Source organism: Mycobacterium sp. NTMscope_MAC_269 (assembly GCF_976985695.1).
In genome coordinates, this window is the sequence record NZ_OZ335668.1 from 3,585,028 (window position 1) to 3,600,571 (window position 15,544).

General features: G+C 66.7%; 13 protein-coding genes and 1 pseudogene. 4 read left to right on the forward strand and 10 right to left on the reverse strand.

Annotated features, from left to right (window positions below; all coding sequences use genetic code 11):
- Position 1: 1 nt before the first annotated feature.
- The 8 genes from ACZ50Z_RS16720 to ACZ50Z_RS16755 are packed head-to-tail and all read right to left on the reverse strand — an operon-like array spanning position 2 to position 9,152.
- Positions 2–823: an alpha/beta fold hydrolase gene (locus tag ACZ50Z_RS16720; RefSeq protein ID WP_464484549.1), complete on the reverse strand. Its 822-nt coding sequence runs from the start codon at positions 821–823 to the stop codon at positions 2–4.
- On the reverse strand, positions 823–1,812 hold the full coding sequence (locus tag ACZ50Z_RS16725) for a cyclase family protein (RefSeq protein ID WP_464484550.1): 990 nt from the start codon (positions 1,810–1,812) through the stop codon (positions 823–825). The genes ACZ50Z_RS16720 and ACZ50Z_RS16725 overlap by 1 nt, the downstream gene beginning before the upstream one ends.
- A complete protein-coding gene (locus tag ACZ50Z_RS16730; protein ID WP_464484551.1) occupies positions 1,800–2,627 on the reverse strand; it encodes a coniferyl-alcohol dehydrogenase in 828 nt (275 codons plus the stop codon). The genes ACZ50Z_RS16725 and ACZ50Z_RS16730 overlap by 13 nt, the downstream gene beginning before the upstream one ends.
- 32 nt (positions 2,628–2,659) lie before the next feature.
- The gene (locus ACZ50Z_RS16735) at positions 2,660–3,961 is read right to left on the reverse strand and encodes an LLM class flavin-dependent oxidoreductase (protein ID WP_464484552.1); all 1,302 of its coding nucleotides are present in this window, start codon (positions 3,959–3,961) and stop codon (positions 2,660–2,662) included.
- 2 nt (positions 3,962–3,963) lie between these two features.
- The gene (locus ACZ50Z_RS16740) at positions 3,964–5,691 is read right to left on the reverse strand and encodes an FAD-binding protein (protein ID WP_464486281.1); all 1,728 of its coding nucleotides are present in this window, start codon (positions 5,689–5,691) and stop codon (positions 3,964–3,966) included.
- Positions 5,692–5,699: 8 nt separating this feature from the next.
- Complete coding sequence (locus ACZ50Z_RS16745) at positions 5,700–6,617, reverse strand: 3-carboxyethylcatechol 2,3-dioxygenase (protein ID WP_464484553.1); 918 nt, start codon at positions 6,615–6,617, stop codon at positions 5,700–5,702.
- Complete coding sequence (locus tag ACZ50Z_RS16750; protein ID WP_464484554.1) at positions 6,565–8,289, reverse strand: bifunctional 3-(3-hydroxy-phenyl)propionate/3-hydroxycinnamic acid hydroxylase; 1,725 nt, start codon at positions 8,287–8,289, stop codon at positions 6,565–6,567. Before ACZ50Z_RS16750 ends, ACZ50Z_RS16745 begins: the two co-directional genes overlap by 53 nt.
- The gene (locus ACZ50Z_RS16755; protein WP_464484555.1) at positions 8,289–9,152 is read right to left on the reverse strand and encodes an alpha/beta fold hydrolase; all 864 of its coding nucleotides are present in this window, start codon (positions 9,150–9,152) and stop codon (positions 8,289–8,291) included. The genes ACZ50Z_RS16750 and ACZ50Z_RS16755 overlap by 1 nt, the downstream gene beginning before the upstream one ends.
- Before the next feature lie 126 nt (positions 9,153–9,278).
- On the opposite strand from ACZ50Z_RS16755, the gene ACZ50Z_RS16760 reads away from it, so the two are divergent.
- From ACZ50Z_RS16760 to ACZ50Z_RS16770, 3 genes and pseudogenes are all read left to right on the forward strand, one after another.
- Positions 9,279–9,956, forward strand: coding sequence for an IclR family transcriptional regulator (locus ACZ50Z_RS16760; protein ID WP_464484556.1), 678 nt, complete (start codon positions 9,279–9,281; stop codon positions 9,954–9,956).
- Positions 9,957–9,982: 26 nt separating this feature from the next.
- Positions 9,983–11,599 carry an FAD-dependent oxidoreductase gene (locus ACZ50Z_RS16765; protein ID WP_464484557.1) on the forward strand — a complete coding sequence of 539 codons (1,617 nt, stop codon included), beginning with the start codon at positions 9,983–9,985 and terminating at the stop codon, positions 11,597–11,599.
- Between the two features lie 135 nt (positions 11,600–11,734).
- Positions 11,735–12,478 (forward strand): annotated as a pseudogene (locus ACZ50Z_RS16770) (class I SAM-dependent methyltransferase).
- Positions 12,479–12,576: 98 nt separating this feature from the next.
- On the opposite strand, the gene ACZ50Z_RS16775 reads toward ACZ50Z_RS16770, so the two are convergent.
- Positions 12,577–13,863: a sensor histidine kinase gene (locus ACZ50Z_RS16775; protein ID WP_464484558.1), complete on the reverse strand. Its 1,287-nt coding sequence runs from the start codon at positions 13,861–13,863 to the stop codon at positions 12,577–12,579.
- A gap of 113 nt (positions 13,864–13,976) precedes the next feature.
- Between ACZ50Z_RS16775 and ACZ50Z_RS16780 the strand changes: the two genes are divergently transcribed.
- Positions 13,977–14,630: a response regulator gene (locus tag ACZ50Z_RS16780; protein WP_464484559.1), complete on the forward strand. Its 654-nt coding sequence runs from the start codon at positions 13,977–13,979 to the stop codon at positions 14,628–14,630.
- Here ACZ50Z_RS16780 and ACZ50Z_RS16785 read toward each other — a convergent pair.
- On the reverse strand, positions 14,623–15,537 hold the full coding sequence (locus ACZ50Z_RS16785; RefSeq protein WP_464484560.1) for a thiamine pyrophosphate-dependent enzyme: 915 nt from the start codon (positions 15,535–15,537) through the stop codon (positions 14,623–14,625). The genes ACZ50Z_RS16780 and ACZ50Z_RS16785 overlap by 8 nt on opposite strands.
- Between the last annotated feature and the right edge of the window lie 7 nt (positions 15,538–15,544).

The window sequence follows — 15,544 nt, forward strand, 5'->3', positions numbered from 1 at the left end:
GTCAGAGGGCGCCCAGAAAGTCCGTCAGCAGTTGGTTGACCGCCGACGATTGTTCGATCTGCGGGCAGTGCCCGGCGTTGTCGACCACCACCGAACGGGCTCCGTCGATCTGCTTGGCGATCTGGGCCGCCCAGCCACCGGGCAGGAGCTTGTCATCGCCACCCTCGACGACAAGCGTTGGCACGCTGATGCGTTCGTAGGCCCGCGCGATCGACGGTGTCGGCGACGGCGTGGCCCCGGGGCGGCGGAACCTGGCCGCGGCGATGGCCTCCCACGCCCCCGGCGCGGTGCTGGACTCGTAACGGCGCCGCACGTAGTCCTCGTCGGCGGGGTAGGCGGGGTCGCAAAACAGCGCTTCGACGATGCGGCGCATGGCCGGCAGCGTGGCGTCGTAGTTCTGCAGCGCCTCGAAATGGTGGTTCTGCTGGATCTCGCCACCCCCGCAGATGATCGCCAGGCTACGGATCGGCAGCAGCGGGTTCTCCGACGTGCTGTCGGTGAGCAGGTTGATGGCCCCCATCGAATTGCCGACGAAGTGTGCCGAGTCGACGCCGAGCAATTCGCAGAACCGCGCGACGTGCCGGATCCGCATGCCGCGCCCGTCGACGAAGTCGATCACCTTGGCCGAGTCGCCGAAGCCCAGCTGGTCTGGGGCGAGAACCCGGTGCCGCTCGGCGAGTGCGGCGATGTTGCGTTCCCAGCCCAGTTCGGCGCCGGCGCCGAACTCGCCGCCGTGCAGCAACACCACCGGATCGCCGTCACCCGCTTCCAGGTAGCTGGTCACCAGGCCGTCGACCAAGATGGTCTTGCGTCGAGTCGGCATCACTTGATCGCTATCGGGTTTACCGGGGAGCCCACGGCGCCAACGAATCTCAATGGCGGCGCGATGAGCTGGAACTCGTAGACGCCGTCCGCGGCGCAATCGGCCGCCAGCGCGGTGAGGTCCCAATACTCGCCGAGCATCAGCCCCATGTCGCGCAGGGTCAGCAGATGGAAGGGCAAAAACACGCCGTCCACCCCGGACACTGGGTCTTCGACCTGGAGGTTGTCGGAGGCGACCGCCGCAACCTCGTGGTCGTGCAGCCACTGGGCGCATCGCCAGTCCAACCCCGAATAGGGCTCGGTCTTATTGCCGGTGTCCAGATACCGCGCCCACCAACCGGTCCGGATCAACACGATGTCGCCACGTCCGATCGTGATGCCCTGGGCGCGAACGACGTCGTCCAATTCCTCTGGTGTGATCGGGTTTCCGTGCTCCAGGAAGACTTCAGCACCGCGGTGGCGCACCAGGTCCAGCAGCACGCCGCGGGAGGTGATGCCCTTCGGGTCCACCTTCTCGATTCCGAGGCGGCGGGCGCCCAGGCTGGTCACCGAGCCGGCCGGGATCCCGTTGTAGAGCAGGTCGTCGTAATAGACGTGCGACAGCGCATCCCATTGGGTGGCCGCCTGCAGCGGCATGATGATCATGTCGTCGTTGAACCGGAAGAGGTTGTCGACGAAGTACGGGCCCATCTGCGCAGCCGTCGGATTCCGGTCCCAGCCGGGGCCGTACTGGGCGAGCGTGTTCGCGTCACCGCCGTCGACGGTCATCACATGGATGGGGTTGTGCCGAAAACCGAAGGCGCCCTGGGGTCCCGACGAGCCGAAGTCCACACCGAGCGGAAACACCCTGCCGTGCCGGACCAGGCCCGCGGCCTGGGCGACCTTCTCCTCCGTGATGAAGTTCAGCGTGCCGAGCTCGTCATCGTCGCCCCAGCGGCCCCAGTTGCTGACGTCGCGGGCGGCCCGGCGAAAGTCGGTCACACTGGCCACGAAGCACGCCCTTCCTCGAGTTCACGAGCTATCGCGGCGCCCACGTTTCCGCCGTCGACCCACACAACTTGACCCGAAATATAACTGGCCGCACGGCTATTCAGGAAGAGCAGGACCGCCGCCTGCTCCGCCGGGTCCGAAACCCGGCCCAACGGCTTGGGGATGTCGTCGAGGAAGCCCTGTCCGTAGGCCGTGCGCAACTGGTCGAGGATCGGCGTCTCGGTGACCCCCGGTCCGGTGCAGTTGATCCGGATTCCCCGCCCGCCCAGCGGTGTGGCGCTGCGCATCGTGTACAGAATGATGGCCTCCTTGGACAGCTGGTAGCCGGTGCCCAGTGCCTCGGGATGTTGGTCGCACCAGTCGATGCCGTCGGCCATCGTCGCGGTGTCGAGCAGCGGCGCCACCTCGCGCAGGTGCTCACGGTAGGCGGCCGCCGCGAGCGAGGACACGCTGACGATCGACGACCCCGCGGTCATCTTCGGGATGAGCGCCTCGGTGACGTGGCGTAGCCCCAAGAAGTTGATCGTGACGATCAGCGGCGGGTTGCCGATTCCGGACGAGACCCCGGCGATGTTGAACAGCGCATCCACCGGCCCGTCGATGGACGCCACTGCGCGGTCGATCGACGCCGGATCCGCCAGGTCGACCTCACAGAACGCGCCGATCCCGACGTCGGGCCGGCGCTTGTCCAGCCCAACGACGTCGGCGCCCAGGTCGGTGAGCTGCCGCACCACGTATTCGCCGATGCCCGAGGCGCATCCGGTCACGACCGCCCGGCGGCCGTCGTAGCGCCACAGCTCGTCGATTGCTCCCAAGGCTTGCCCCGAATCCCGGTGAAACTCAGGCTCTACTTCTGCTGGTCCTTCGCCCGTTGCGCCGCCTGCACGCGGCCTTCGTTGATCTCCGCCATGGCTTCGGGGATCTCGCTGGCGGTGAACTTACCGCCGCGGCCGGTGGGCAGTCCACCAAACGAGTAATCCTCATCGAACTGCGGTGCGGTCGATTTCGGTCGACGCGCCTCGACCTTTTCGATGACAGGCTCCAACCGCTTCGCCTTTTCAGCAACCGCTTTCGCGTCGCGCTCGATGAATTCGGGAAGCACCTCGGAGCCCATCAGCTCGATCGATTCCATGGTGCCCTCGTGGCTGCGCGGGTTGAGCAGCAGGATGATCTCGTCGACGCCGCTTTCTTCGTAGCCCCGCAGGAATTCGCGCACCGTGGCGGGCGACCCGATCGCCCCCCGTCCCGGCCCGTACGCGAGCGTCGGGTCCTTTTCGACCTCTTCGAGATACCGCTGCCACACTCCGGTCCGCCCGGGTGTGTGCACCCCGGTCATGTAGTAGTGCATGATGCCGAACGAGAAGAAACCGCCGCCCTGCCCGAGCCGCTGCAGCGCCTGCTCGTCGGTCTTGGCCACCATCATCGACAGGTCGCCGCCGATGGCGAGGATGTTCGGGTTGATGCGCGGGGTGACGGGGACGCCGTTCTCTTCGAATTCCTTGTAGTAGCCGTTCACCCGCTCGGTCAGCGGGCCCGGGCCGGTGTAGGCGAAACTCAAGGCGCCGATCGCTTTTTGGGCCGCCATCTGGACGCTGGCGGGTCGTGTGCAGGCGACCCAGACGGGCGGATGCGGCTTTTGCAGCGGCTTGGGAACGACGTTGCGCGCCGGCATCTGAACGTGCTCGCCGTTGAATCCGGTGAACGGCTCCTCGATCATGCAACGGATCGAGACCTCGAGGGCCTCCTCCCACTGGGCCCGCTTGTCGGCGGGGTCGATGTTGAATCCGCCGAGTTCGCCGACCGACGACGATTCCCCAGTACCGAACTCGACGCGGCCGTTGGAAAGCAGGTCGAGGGTGGCGATGCGTTCGGCGACCCGGGCGGGGTGGTTGACCACGGGTGGCAGGTGCATGATGCCGAAGCCCAGGCGAATGTTCTTGGTGCGCTGGCTGGCCGCGGCCAAGAAGATCTCCGGCGCCGTGGAGTGGCAGTACTCCTCGAGGAAGTGATGCTCGGTCAGCCACACGGTGGAGAAGCCCGCCTTGTCGGCGGCCTCGACCTCGTCGAGACAGTCCTGCATCATGATGTGCTCGTCGTCGGGTGCCCAGGGCCGCGGAAGGGCGAATTCGTAGAACAGCGAGATTTTCATTGTTACCTCCTATGAGTATTAACGGCTCGATTGGCTGCTTGTGCCGCAACGTGTTTGGCCGCGACGAAGCCGAATGTCATGGCCGGCCCGATGGTCGCCCCGGCACCGGCGTAGCTGCGGCCCATCACCGGCGCCGAAGTGTTGCCCACCGCGTAGAGGCCCGGCACCACGGTGTCATCGGCGCGCAGGACGCGGGCGTGTTCGTCGGTGCGCAGGCCCCCCGACGTCCCGAGGTCCCCGAGAACGATTCGGAACGCGTAGTACGGCGGATCACCGAGCGGATACAGGTTCGGGTTGGGCAACGTGTGATCGCCGTAGTAGTTGTCGTACACGCTGTCGCCGCGGTTGAAGTCGTCGTCGTGGCCTTGGCGCGCGAGTTTGTTGAAGCGGCCGGCGGTTTCGGCGAGTTGATCCGCGGGCACGCCGATCTTGGCCGCCATCTCCTCCCACGTCATGGCCTTCTTCACCACACCCGACTCCAGCCAGGCCGCAGGAATCCTGCGGCCGGTCGGCACCGGAGCGAACGGGATCTTCGGTATCGGCAAGTGCCCGCCGACGACGTAGCGGTTGAACGAGCGGTGGTCGGTGATCAACCAGCACGGGATGTGGGTGACCCCGGATCTCTGGCCCTCGATCATGGCGTGACCGAAGTCCATGTACGGGGCCGCTTCGTTGATGAAGCGCTTGCCGGCACCGTTGACGATGAACTGCGCCGGCATCATCCGTTCGTTGAGCATGAATTGCATGCGGCCGTCCGGCCATTGGATCGCCGGGAACCACCACGCTTCGTCGAGCAGATCCGTGGCGGCGTCCAGCTTTTGCGCCGCGCGGATACCGTCCCCCATCGCCGCCGGATTGCCGAAGCTCCAATCCTGGTCCACCTCGGGCAGCAACTCCTTACGCCAGGCGAGATCATGGTCGAACCCGCCGGTTGCCAGGATCACGCCCAGCCGGGCACCGATCCGCTGGGGCGTGCCGCCGGTTTCCACCACCGCGCCGGTCACCGCCCCGTCGGGGTCGGCGAGCAATTGGACCATCGGGGAGTCCAGCCACAGCGGGATACCGCGTTCCCTGAGCGCCAGCCGGAGCCGGGCCGCCAGTGACTGTCCGATCGCGGCCATCCGCTCGCCGAACACCCTGGCCCTGACCATCCGCGCGATCAGCTTGAGCAACACACCTTTGCCGGCCCAGGACTGGCGGATCCGGTAGAAGGTACGCAATTCCTTGGGGCCCAGCCAGATTCCCTTGGGCGCCAGCGCCAGCGGCTGGAGCAGCTGTTGCTCGTCGTCGCCCAGCTTGCGCAGGTCGATGGGCGGAACGTTGATGGTGCTGCCGAGCTCGGAGCCGCCGGACAGTTCCGGGTAGTAGTCGGCATAGCCGGGCTTCCAGACGAATTCGAGCCAGCCGGACAGTTGCTCCAGGAACTGCAGCATCTGCGGTGCCGTCTCGACGTATTGCCGTATCCGCGCCTCACTGACCAGGCCGTCGGTGATTTGCTTGAGGTATCCCACCACGCCCTCGGGTTCGGGCAGGTAGCCCTCGCGGCGCTGCGCGGGCGCCCCGGGAACCCAGATGCCGCCCCCGGACAACGCGGTCGAACCCCCGAAGTGGGAGGACTTTTCGACCACCAACGCGTCGAGTCCGGCGGCCTGGGCGGTCAGGGCGGCCGTCATGCCTCCACCGCCGGATCCGACGATGAGTACGTCGACGACGTGATCGAAATCGTCCACCGTGTCCGTCATTTCGGGAGCGCCGTTCTGATGGCGAAGCCGGCGATCAGCTCGGGGGCGGGTTTGTAGTAGCGTCCCGTGGTTTCGTAGGGGCCCGCGGCCTCCAGCGCCGCGAACGCCGCTACCCACGTGCGAATCTCTTGCGCGGAGCTGCCGCCCTCGTGGGCCACGAACGAGTTCGACCACTGATCCAGTTCGCTCAGCCATCCACCGTCGATGATCTCGAGGAATCGGTGGTCCCAGGTCGGGTTGAGGGGTTGCAGGTCACTGTCTCCGGCGGCGAAGCTCTTGGCCGCATCGATGACCGCCGCTTGCCGGGCCTGGCGCTGCTCGGAGGTCATCGGCCGCCCATGCACGATGCGCTCCAGCACGGGTGGGCCCGCGCTCGCCAGCGTCGGCACGGGCGGACTGTGCGAGAGCCCGCCGGAGCCCAGTACCAGGACCCGCTTGTCCAGGGTGGCGAGGTAGGCGCCGACGGCGGCACCGAGCGCCCGGCAACGATGCATCGGGCCCAGCGGCACTCCGATCGCGTTGACGAAGATCGGGATCACGGGACGCGAAGTGGCTTCACCGAAGAGCTTTTCGAGCGGCTGGACCGTACCGTGATCCACGTCCATGCTGGCCGACACGGCGACGTCGACGCCCGCGTCGAGGATGGCTTTTGCGCAGTCGCCGGCCAGCTCCTCCGGCACGTCCAGCGGTCCGGCATGGGTGCCGTAGTCACCGACACCCGTGGCGCTCATGCCGATACAGAACGGCGGCATCACCTTGTAGAAGAACCCGTTGTAGTGATCCGGGGAAAAGGTGACGACGAGTTCGGGATCGAAATCTTCGACGAATCCTCGCGCTTGGGCTATCGCGCCCTCGATGTCGTCAAGCAGGTCCCGCGACGGCCCCGGAAGACTCAGGAGCGGGCTGTGCGACATACAGCACAGAGCCAGTGCCACTTTGCAAATCACCCCCTTGCGGCGTCAGGGTCAGCGCGTCAAGGAGCGCGGCGCTCAGGTCGGGTGTGCGCTGAGCGATGCACGCGCCCGCGATGCATCGATCGGGACGCAGGAACAACACCGATTCGGAGTGGGTGTCGAACCACGATTTGAGGTCACCGCGCCGATCGCCGACGACCACGACGTCGAGATCGTCATGCCCGGTCCAGTGCAACTGTGTCACCGGGCGCAGCGCAAAGAACCGGGCGCCCAAGGCCTTCCAGCTGGCGAATGCGGCTTCTCCGAGCAGTTTGCGTGGGTTGTTGTTCCAGCACAGCACGGCGAACCAGGTGCCGAGCACGTCATCGAGCAGCACATCCTGTTGGTCGCGGGTGTCGACACGCGGCTGGATGAACAGCGTGCCGACCGGTGAATCGGCTTGACCGGGCGCGGCGTGCACGACGGCGCCGTGCTCGTAGCGCGGCATCGGCTTGAACCGCATTTCCAACACATATCGCTTGAGCGACGGCACAATTGAGGCCGACCGCACAAGCAGGTCACGCGCACCGGCCACCCGCCGGTTGGTCGGCGAGATCACGCGGCCCACCATGGTGGACAGGTCGATCATCGCGCGCGCATGCTTGCGACGCTCCATGTCGTAGGTATCAAGCAGCTTGTCGTCAGCGCGCCCGCTCACCACCGCGGCGAGCTTCCAGCCCAAATTGGCCGCGTCGCGAATCCCGCTGTTGTAGCCCTGTCCCTGCCACACCGGCATCAGGTGCGCGGCGTCGCCGGCCAGCAGCAGTCGGCCCTGGCGGAACGCGCCGGCGATCCGCGAATGGTGCGTGTAGACCCGGCGCCGGATCACGTCGACCCGGTCGGGATGAGGCACCATCCGGGCCAGCATCTTGTGCAGGAAGGCCGGGTCTTCGGCCTGTTCGTCGGTCTCGTCGGCGTGAATCATGAACTCGAAGCGGCGAATACCGTGGGCGATCGAGATCGAGGCGTACGGGCGTTCGGGGTCGGCGCCGACCTCGCTGTTCGGGTGCCCGAGCGGGTCGTTGGCGATGTCGACCACCAGCCACCGCGTCGAGGACGTCGTCCCGTCGAACGACACCCCCATCACGCGCCGGGTCATGCTGCGGCCGCCGTCGCAGCCGACGACGTAGCGCGCCCGTAGTCGCGATGTGTCACCGTTGTTTTCGGTGCCGCCGCCGAGCTCGACGGTGACCCCGTCGGCGTCTTCGCGGCAGCCCGCCATCGGACTGCCCCAACGCACCTGAACGTGATCGAATCGGTCCAGGCCCGTCAGCAGCTCGGCATCGACGAGCGGTTGCACGAATCCGTTTCGCTTCGGCCAGCCGAAACGCGCGTCCGGCGGGGCCATTTCGGCGAGCACTCGGCGCTTGGCGTCCATGAAGCGCAGGATCTGATTGGGCACCGTGTGCGGCAGCACCCGGTCGGCGAGCCCGATCGACTGGAAGGTGCGCAACGCCTCGTCATCCAGACCCACCCCGCGTGGATAGTCGATGAGGGTGTCTCGCTCTTCGACCACCACCGTGCGGATCCCTTGCAGGCCAAGGATGTTGGCCAGAGTCAAGCCGACCGGGCCTGCGCCGACGACGAGGACGTCGGTCTCGGTGTCAGGTGTCTGTTGCGCCGGAGCCGCCATCAGCGACCCAGCAGGAAATCGAGGTGCAGGCGATTGAAGGTCTTGGCGTCCTCGTACTGCGGCCAGTGTCCGCAGCCGGGCATCACCTCGAAGCGCGCGCCCGGGATCATCGACGCGATGCGCCGGCCTTCGGTGACATCGGCGGTCGGGTCGTCACTGGTCCAGAGCACCAGCGTCGGGGCGATGATCGAGCCGTACTCGGCCGGACCGAGGATGTTGCGCGCCCGGATCTCGGGGTCTTGCAACGCCATGATGTCGCGCATCGCGGAGACGAATCCCGGTTGGCGGTAGACACGTTGGCGACTGGCGACCAGGTCGTCATAGTCCTGGGACTTGTCGGCCATCAGCCATTTGATCCGCGCCTGAACCGTTTCCCAGGTGGGATCCTCGGCGGCCGCCATCGACAGGGTGATGATCCGTTGCATCACGGCGGGATCGGCCTGCGAGCCGCCGGCGGTGTTGAGCACCAGCCGGTCGACCACGTCGGGGTGGTCGACCGCGGCGCGCGCGGCGACCCAACCACCGAGGGATTCGCCGCTGATGCACGCGCGATCGACACCGATGGTGCGCAACACGGCCATCAAATGTTCGACATAGTGGTGGACTTCCAGCGGGTGGCCCGGCTTGTCGGTGTAGCCGTGGCCCAGCATGTCGATTGACCAGGTCCAGAAATGATCGGCATGGGCCGCCAGGTTGCGCACGTAGGCCTCGGCGTGACCGCCGGATCCGTGCAACAGAACCAGCACCGGCTTGCCGGGGTCCCCGGCCCGTAGGTAGCGCGTCCGTATTCCTCCGGCGTCGAGGTAACCCTGCTCAAACGCGACACCCTGGAGATCGCTCCAGATGCTCTCGAACTCCGCCACGGTCCTGTCCGGCCTCCAGATCGGGGAAATCTCGTTCTCGTTTTCGACGTATTTCGTGTGCTAATATCGCACACTAATGTGCGTTATATATAGAGCTTCGCTCTCGCGAGAAGGTCTGTCAAGGCTGTGACGGGTTCCGGTACCGGGTCGCAAACCCTGGCCAGGGGTCTTACCGCGTTGCAAATGGTGGCCGACTCCCCCACTGGGCTCACGGTGCAACAGCTCGCCGATCAGGTCGGGGTGCATCGCACGATCGCGTACCGGCTGCTGACGACGCTGACCGAGTTTCGGCTGGTGGCCAAGGGTGAAGACGGGCGCTACCGCCCCGCGGCCGGCCTCGCCGTGCTCGGCGCGGCCTTCGATCGCAACGTGCGCCAACTGAGTCTTCCGACGTTGCGCGCGCTGGCCGACAATCTCGGAACCACGGTGTCGTTGCTCATCGCCGAGGGCGACCAGCAGGTGGCGATCGCGGTCATCGTGCCCAGCCACGTCGCCTACCAGCTTTCCTTTCACGAAGGCAGTCGATACCCGCTCGACCGCGGTGCCGCCGGGATCGCCTTGCTGGCGTGCATGCCTCCGCGCCCGGGCGAACGAGAGCTGGTCTCGCGCGCACGCGAGCGCGGCTGGGTGACGACGTACGGCGAGATCGAACCGAATACCTACGGCCTGGCCGTGGGGGTGCGCCGCCCGGCGCCATCTCCACCGACGTGCATCAACCTCATCTCGCACCGGGAAGACGTGGTGATGCGTGGGAAAGACGCGGTCGTCAAAGCCGCCAAGCAATTGGCCGAGCTCCTGAGCTAGCCACTGAGCTGAAGGGATAGCAGTCCATGTCATGGGACCACGAAGTCGATGTCGTCGTGCTCGGCAGCGGCGGCGCGGGGCTCACCGCCGCGCTGACCGCGGTTGTGGCGGGCGCGTCGGTGGAGGTTTACGAAAAGGCCGCGACGGTCGGCGGGACCACCGCCGTGTCGGGCGGCATCGTGTGGATCCCCGCCCATAACCGTTCTCCCGATGGCGAATTGACGCCCGCCGACGCGCTGAAATACCTGCGCGCCCAGTCGCTCGGTTCGATGGACGACGAGCTGGTCGACACGTTCGTGCGCACGGGTCCGGCGATGCTCGACTTCATCGAGGCGCACAGCGGTCTGCAGTTCGAGATCGCGACCGGCTTCCCCGACTATCGGCCGGAGCTGCCCGGCGGGCAACCGACCGGCGGCCGTTCGCTGAGCGCGGCTCCGTTCGATCTGGCCCAACTCGGCGAATGGGCAACGCAGATCACGTCTTTCCCGGCCGACTGGTCCAACGTCGGCTTCGACGCCGAGACCAGGGCGCGCCTGCACGCGGCGATCGACGAACGCACCGGCCACCTGTGCGTGGCCGGCACCGCCCTGATCGCGGGCCTGCTGAAGGGCCTGCTGGACGCCGGGGTGACCCCCCACACCAACGCGCGGGCCGAGGAACTTATTGCCGAGGACGGGGAGATCACCGGGGTGCGCGTCGCGCTACCGGAACGCACGATCAGCGTCCGCGCCCGACGCGGGGTCATCCTGGGCACCGGCGGCTTCGAGTGGGATCCCGCTCTGGCACAAGCCTTTCTGCGCGGGCCGATGCACGGTGCGGTCTCTCCGCCGAATAACACCGGCGACGGGCTGCGCATGGCAATGACCCAGGGAGCCGACCTGGCCACCATGGGCGAGGCGTGGTGGGTGCCGATCGTCCAAATCCCCGGCGACACCATCGAGGGCAAGCCGCGCAGCCGCAGCGTTCGCCTGGAACGAACGCGACCGCGCAGCATCATCGTCAACTCCGCGGGACAGCGCTTCGTCAACGAAGCGTGCGACTACAACTCGATGGCCGGCGCCTTCCATTACCTGGACCCGCGCGGGGGGTACGTCAACGACCGCGGATGGATGGTGTTTGATTCGGTTCACCTGCAGCGCTACGGATTTCTCGGTGTCGAACCCGGACAGCCCGTGCCGGACTGGTTCTGCGAGTCGGCGGACCTCGCCGAGTTGGCCGCCAAGACCGGGATCGACCCCGACGGTTTGACCCACACCGTCGAGAGCTGGAACCGTCACGTGGCGGCCGGCGAAGACCCCGACTTCGGGCGGGGTTCGAGCGCCTACGACGGCTACTGGGGTGACGACAGCGCGACCACCCAGGCCGGTAAGACGCTCGGCCCCATCGACACCGCCCCCTACTACGCGGTACCGGTGAGCATCGGTGCGATGGGCACCAAGGGCGGGCCGCGCACCGATCACGACGCGCGCGTTCTGCATGTCGGTGGCGCGCCGATACCAGGGCTCTTCGCCGCCGGCAACGCGATGGGCGGTGTGACGGGTCGGGCTTACGGCGGTGCAGGAGGAACATTGGGCCCGGCAATGGTTTTCGGCTATCGCGCGGGCCACGCGGCGGCTACCGGGAAGTCCGTCGACCTGAAATAGCTGCTGCCATACGCGCCGAGCGTGGGCTCTACGTACGAAAATCGCCGCCACGAATTCGTTCATAAGCCCCACGCTCGGCGATGTGCTGCCACGCTCGTGCTGGCGGAATGGGACGCGCTGCGTCATTCTGAGTCGATGGTCGCCTACGACCGGATCGGCGCCACCTATCGCAGCACCCGCCGACCGGACCCGCGGATCGCTTCGCAAGTGCATACCGCACTCGCCACGATGGACACCGTCGTCAACGTCGGGGCGGGCACCGGATCCTATGAGCCGGCCAATACCGTCGCCGCGATCGAACCCAGCATGGTGATGATCGCCCAGCGTTCACCGCGGGCGGCCCCGTGTGTGCAGGCCGTGGCGGAGGCATTGCCGCTGCGAGACAAGTGCGTTGACGCCGCAATGGCCTTGTTGACCGTGCACCACTGGAGGGATCTGCCCGCCGGGATCGGGGAGCTGCGCCGGGTCAGCCGCCGCCGAATCGTGGTTTTCACCTGGGATCAAGCCGTTCTCGACGAATTCTGGTTGCTGCGTGAGTATCTGCCCGACGCCGCTCGGATCAACACGGCGATGTATGTACCGCTTGAACGACTGGTCGAGCTGTTGGGTGGCGCACACGTGCACACCGTGCCGATACCGCATGACTGCACGGACGGATTCGGCGCCGCCTTCTGGCGCCGCCCGGAGGCCTAACTCGACACCACTGTCCGCGCCGGCATCTCCATGCTGGCCTACGCTGATGAAAGCGCCTTGGCCGACGGTCTGGGCCGCCTCGCGGCCGACCTGCGCTCCGGACGATGGCAGCAACGGCACCCGGAACTGCTTGAACGACAACAGCTCGACGCCGGCTACCGCCTACTCGTCAGCGATTGCGATTGAGAACGCGCCTTCGGCAGGTAATCGTGCCAGCTGCGTGCCCGGTCATAAGGTGAGTCTCATACCTGATAGCGCCGCTTATAGCACAAATCAAACTCACTTCAGCCGGCCGAACTGGTGTCCGCGTCACTCGTGTGTCCGCCGAAGGTCGACAGCCCGGAGCCGTCAGTCCTTGAGAGCGGCACCTCGACACAGACGTGGGTGCCCACCGCCACGTCGAGAAAGACCGTTGCTCCCCCGGCGGCCTCCACCCGGGCGCGGTGCGATGCAAGTCCGATGTGCCCCTCCCTCAGGCGACGCGACACGGTCTCGCGGCTGAATCCCGCGCCGTCGTCGACCACATGCAAAACGCAGGTGCCATCGGTGATCCCGAGCCTGACCGACGCGGTGCGGGCCGCTGAATGCTGCACGATGTTGGACAGAAGTTCACGCACCATCCCGAACACCACAGGATCGATGGCGCTGCGGGCGGAATAGTCGATGTCCGTGGAGATCTCGATGCCGGAACGCCGCGCGGTGAACTCCGCCAGCTGCTGGACGGCGGCGCCCAACCCGACCTCCTCGAGAACCGCCGGATGCAGCTCAAAAGTGGCCTGCCGCAGACGTTCCGAGGCGAGCTGCAGGCCGGCCAACGTCCGCCCGATGCGCTCATCGCCGGGGAATGCGGTATCCAGTTCGACCACCTCTTGGCGCACCGCGAGGATGTCTTGCAGGGGACCGTCGTGAATGAATTCCGAGATCCGGCGTGCCGCCTCGTCGGAGGCCGTCATCGTCTGGGCAAGTAGTTCCTCCCGCAAAGCGCTCAGCCCGGCCACCGAGCGTGTATGCCGCTCCTCGATGCGCACCACCAAGAATGCCGCGCAGCACAAAAACGCATAGAGCAGGAACCGAAATCCCGCCTCCGGCAAGCGGACCGCACTCGTCATCACCGGGTCTTGCAGCACGGCTATCGCGAACCCGAGCATGGAGAAGATGAGCACGACTGCCGCGCGACGCGACGAGACGTCCAGTCCCAGCAGGACCGGCAACATGGCCATGATCAGCAGCGGGTAGACCCCGTTGGTGGACAGCAGCTGAAAGACCGTCAGCGCGACAATGTCGATGACGGTGAACGCGAATGGCTCCAGCCGCCCGATCACGACCAACCGGCCCATCCTGATCCGGCGCCGAAACGGAGCAAAAGCCAATGCCGCCGCGCAGAACGCGACGCACGCGTACAGGACGATCAGCACGCTCTCCTGCGGCCACTCGTGCCGGTCGGTGCCGATGATCATGGCTGCGACCATGAGGCCCACGACACCGATCCGCAGCGCCGAGCCGATTCGATACGAGCGCATTTGATGGATCGTGCGCACCCGTTCCAGTTCCGTGTCGCCGGCTCCTGCCACCCGATCACCGTACTCATCGGCACTCGCCACCCCGAGGCAAACTGAAAAATGACTCATCGGCCGACCCAGAAAAGGTGAACGCCGTTGCCCGGCAAACCGCTAAACTGTCGGCCATGGTTGGCGCGGGGGCCCCCGAGACGGTGCGGGTCGTCGTCGCCGATGATCACCCGCTCTTCCGCGAAGGCGTGGTGCGCGCGCTGTCGTCGAGCGGCTCGGTCGAGGTCGTCGCCGAGGCGGAAGATGGCTGTGCGGCATTGGAATTGATCAAGTTGCACCAACCCGATGTCGCGCTGCTCGACTACCGGATGCCGGGAATGGACGGCGCTCAGGTGGCGGCGGCAGTGCGAACCCACGGTTTGACCACCCGGGTTTTGCTGATCTCGGCGCACGACGAGTCGGCGATCGTGTACCAGGCGCTGCAGCAGGGTGCCGCCGGGTTCGTCCTGAAGGACTCGACGCGCAGCGAGATCGTCAAGGCCGTGCTCGACTGCGCGCAGGGTCGCGACGTGGTGGCCCCGGCACTCGTCGGCGGCCTTGCCGCAGAAATCCGCCAGCGCGCGGAACCGTCGGCACCCGTGCTGAGTGCGCGGGAGCGTGAGGTGCTCAACCGGATCGCGCGCGGTCAAAGCATCCCGGCGATCGCCGGTGAGCTCTACGTGGCCCCGTCGACGGTCAAAACGCATGTGCAGCGCCTATACGAGAAGCTCGGCGTCAGCGATCGCGCGGCAGCGGTCGCCGAGGCAATGCGGCAAGGTCTGCTCAACTAGCTGCCGACCACGGATTCGGGTCGGGCATGGCCGCCGCCTCCTGCGCCTGCACGAGTGCCTTTGCAGCCGCCATCGCCTCGGCCACCAAAAGGCGGGCCCCGTGTTCCACCTCGTAGAGCCGGTCGTCGTCGACGCCGTTGGCAATCAACTGCCGTCGCGCGAAGACCAACGGATCCATCGCGACGGGGTGATTCGTCCGGTACGTGATCGCCTCGACGAGGGTGGGCCCGCCGCCCGTGCTCGCTCGTTGCACGGCTTCGGCGACCGATGCGCTCACGGCGGCGACGTCCCTGCCGTCGACCGACAGCATGGGCATCACGTCGGTCTGGTAAGCGCGGCGGCGCGCGTCGGGCCCGCCGCGGATGTTCTCCACAACGAACACCACCGGTAGCCGCCACGTGACGGCAATCTTTGCGGCCGTGGTGAATTCAACGGAGTGCGCGTCGCGGCCGCCGATGACACATAATGTGACCTTGCCTGCACCGGTCATCCGCTGCGCGTTGGCGTCACCGAGGGCGAACAGGGTCGACTGCCCCAGCACGCTCTCGTTGGCCAGCGCTTGCTTCCAATCGGCGACCGGGGTCTTGCGCGACGCGCCGCAGGCTTTGCGCCTCGCACCGATCATTTCGGCGATGACCGGACCCAATGGCAGCGCCAGGCCGGCATGCTGGGCGTGCCGGACATGGGGCGTGGTGGCGTTGACGATGTCCCCGGGGCGAAGCGCCGAGGTCGCGCCGACGGCCACCGCCTCTTGCCCGAATTCTCGCTGCGGGGTCTCGCCGACCACACCGCCGGTGCGCGCCTCTTCCAGCGCCATGTCAAGAAGCCGCAAGACCCACATCCGGCGATACGGCTCCAGCGGGGCGCCGTGTCCGGATACCGGCGGCATCGCAGGTGTGCGGGTCATGTGCCGA

Excerpts from the sequence above, each read along its gene's own strand:
- ACZ50Z_RS16720 (WP_464484549.1), bottom strand. The coding sequence starts at position 823 with ATGCCGACTCGACGCAAGACCATCTTGGTCGACGGCCTGGTGACCAGC.
- ACZ50Z_RS16735 (WP_464484552.1), bottom strand. The coding sequence starts at position 3,961 with ATGAAAATCTCGCTGTTCTACGAATTCGCCCTTCCGCGGCCCTGGGCA.
- ACZ50Z_RS16745 (WP_464484553.1), bottom strand. The coding sequence starts at position 6,617 with ATGTCGCACAGCCCGCTCCTGAGTCTTCCGGGGCCGTCGCGGGACCTG.
- ACZ50Z_RS16750 (WP_464484554.1), bottom strand. The coding sequence starts at position 8,289 with ATGGCGGCTCCGGCGCAACAGACACCTGACACCGAGACCGACGTCCTC.
- ACZ50Z_RS16765 (WP_464484557.1), top strand. The coding sequence starts at position 9,983 with ATGTCATGGGACCACGAAGTCGATGTCGTCGTGCTCGGCAGCGGCGGC.
- ACZ50Z_RS16780 (WP_464484559.1), top strand. The coding sequence starts at position 13,977 with ATGGTTGGCGCGGGGGCCCCCGAGACGGTGCGGGTCGTCGTCGCCGAT.
- ACZ50Z_RS16785 (WP_464484560.1), bottom strand. The coding sequence starts at position 15,537 with ATGACCCGCACACCTGCGATGCCGCCGGTATCCGGACACGGCGCCCCG.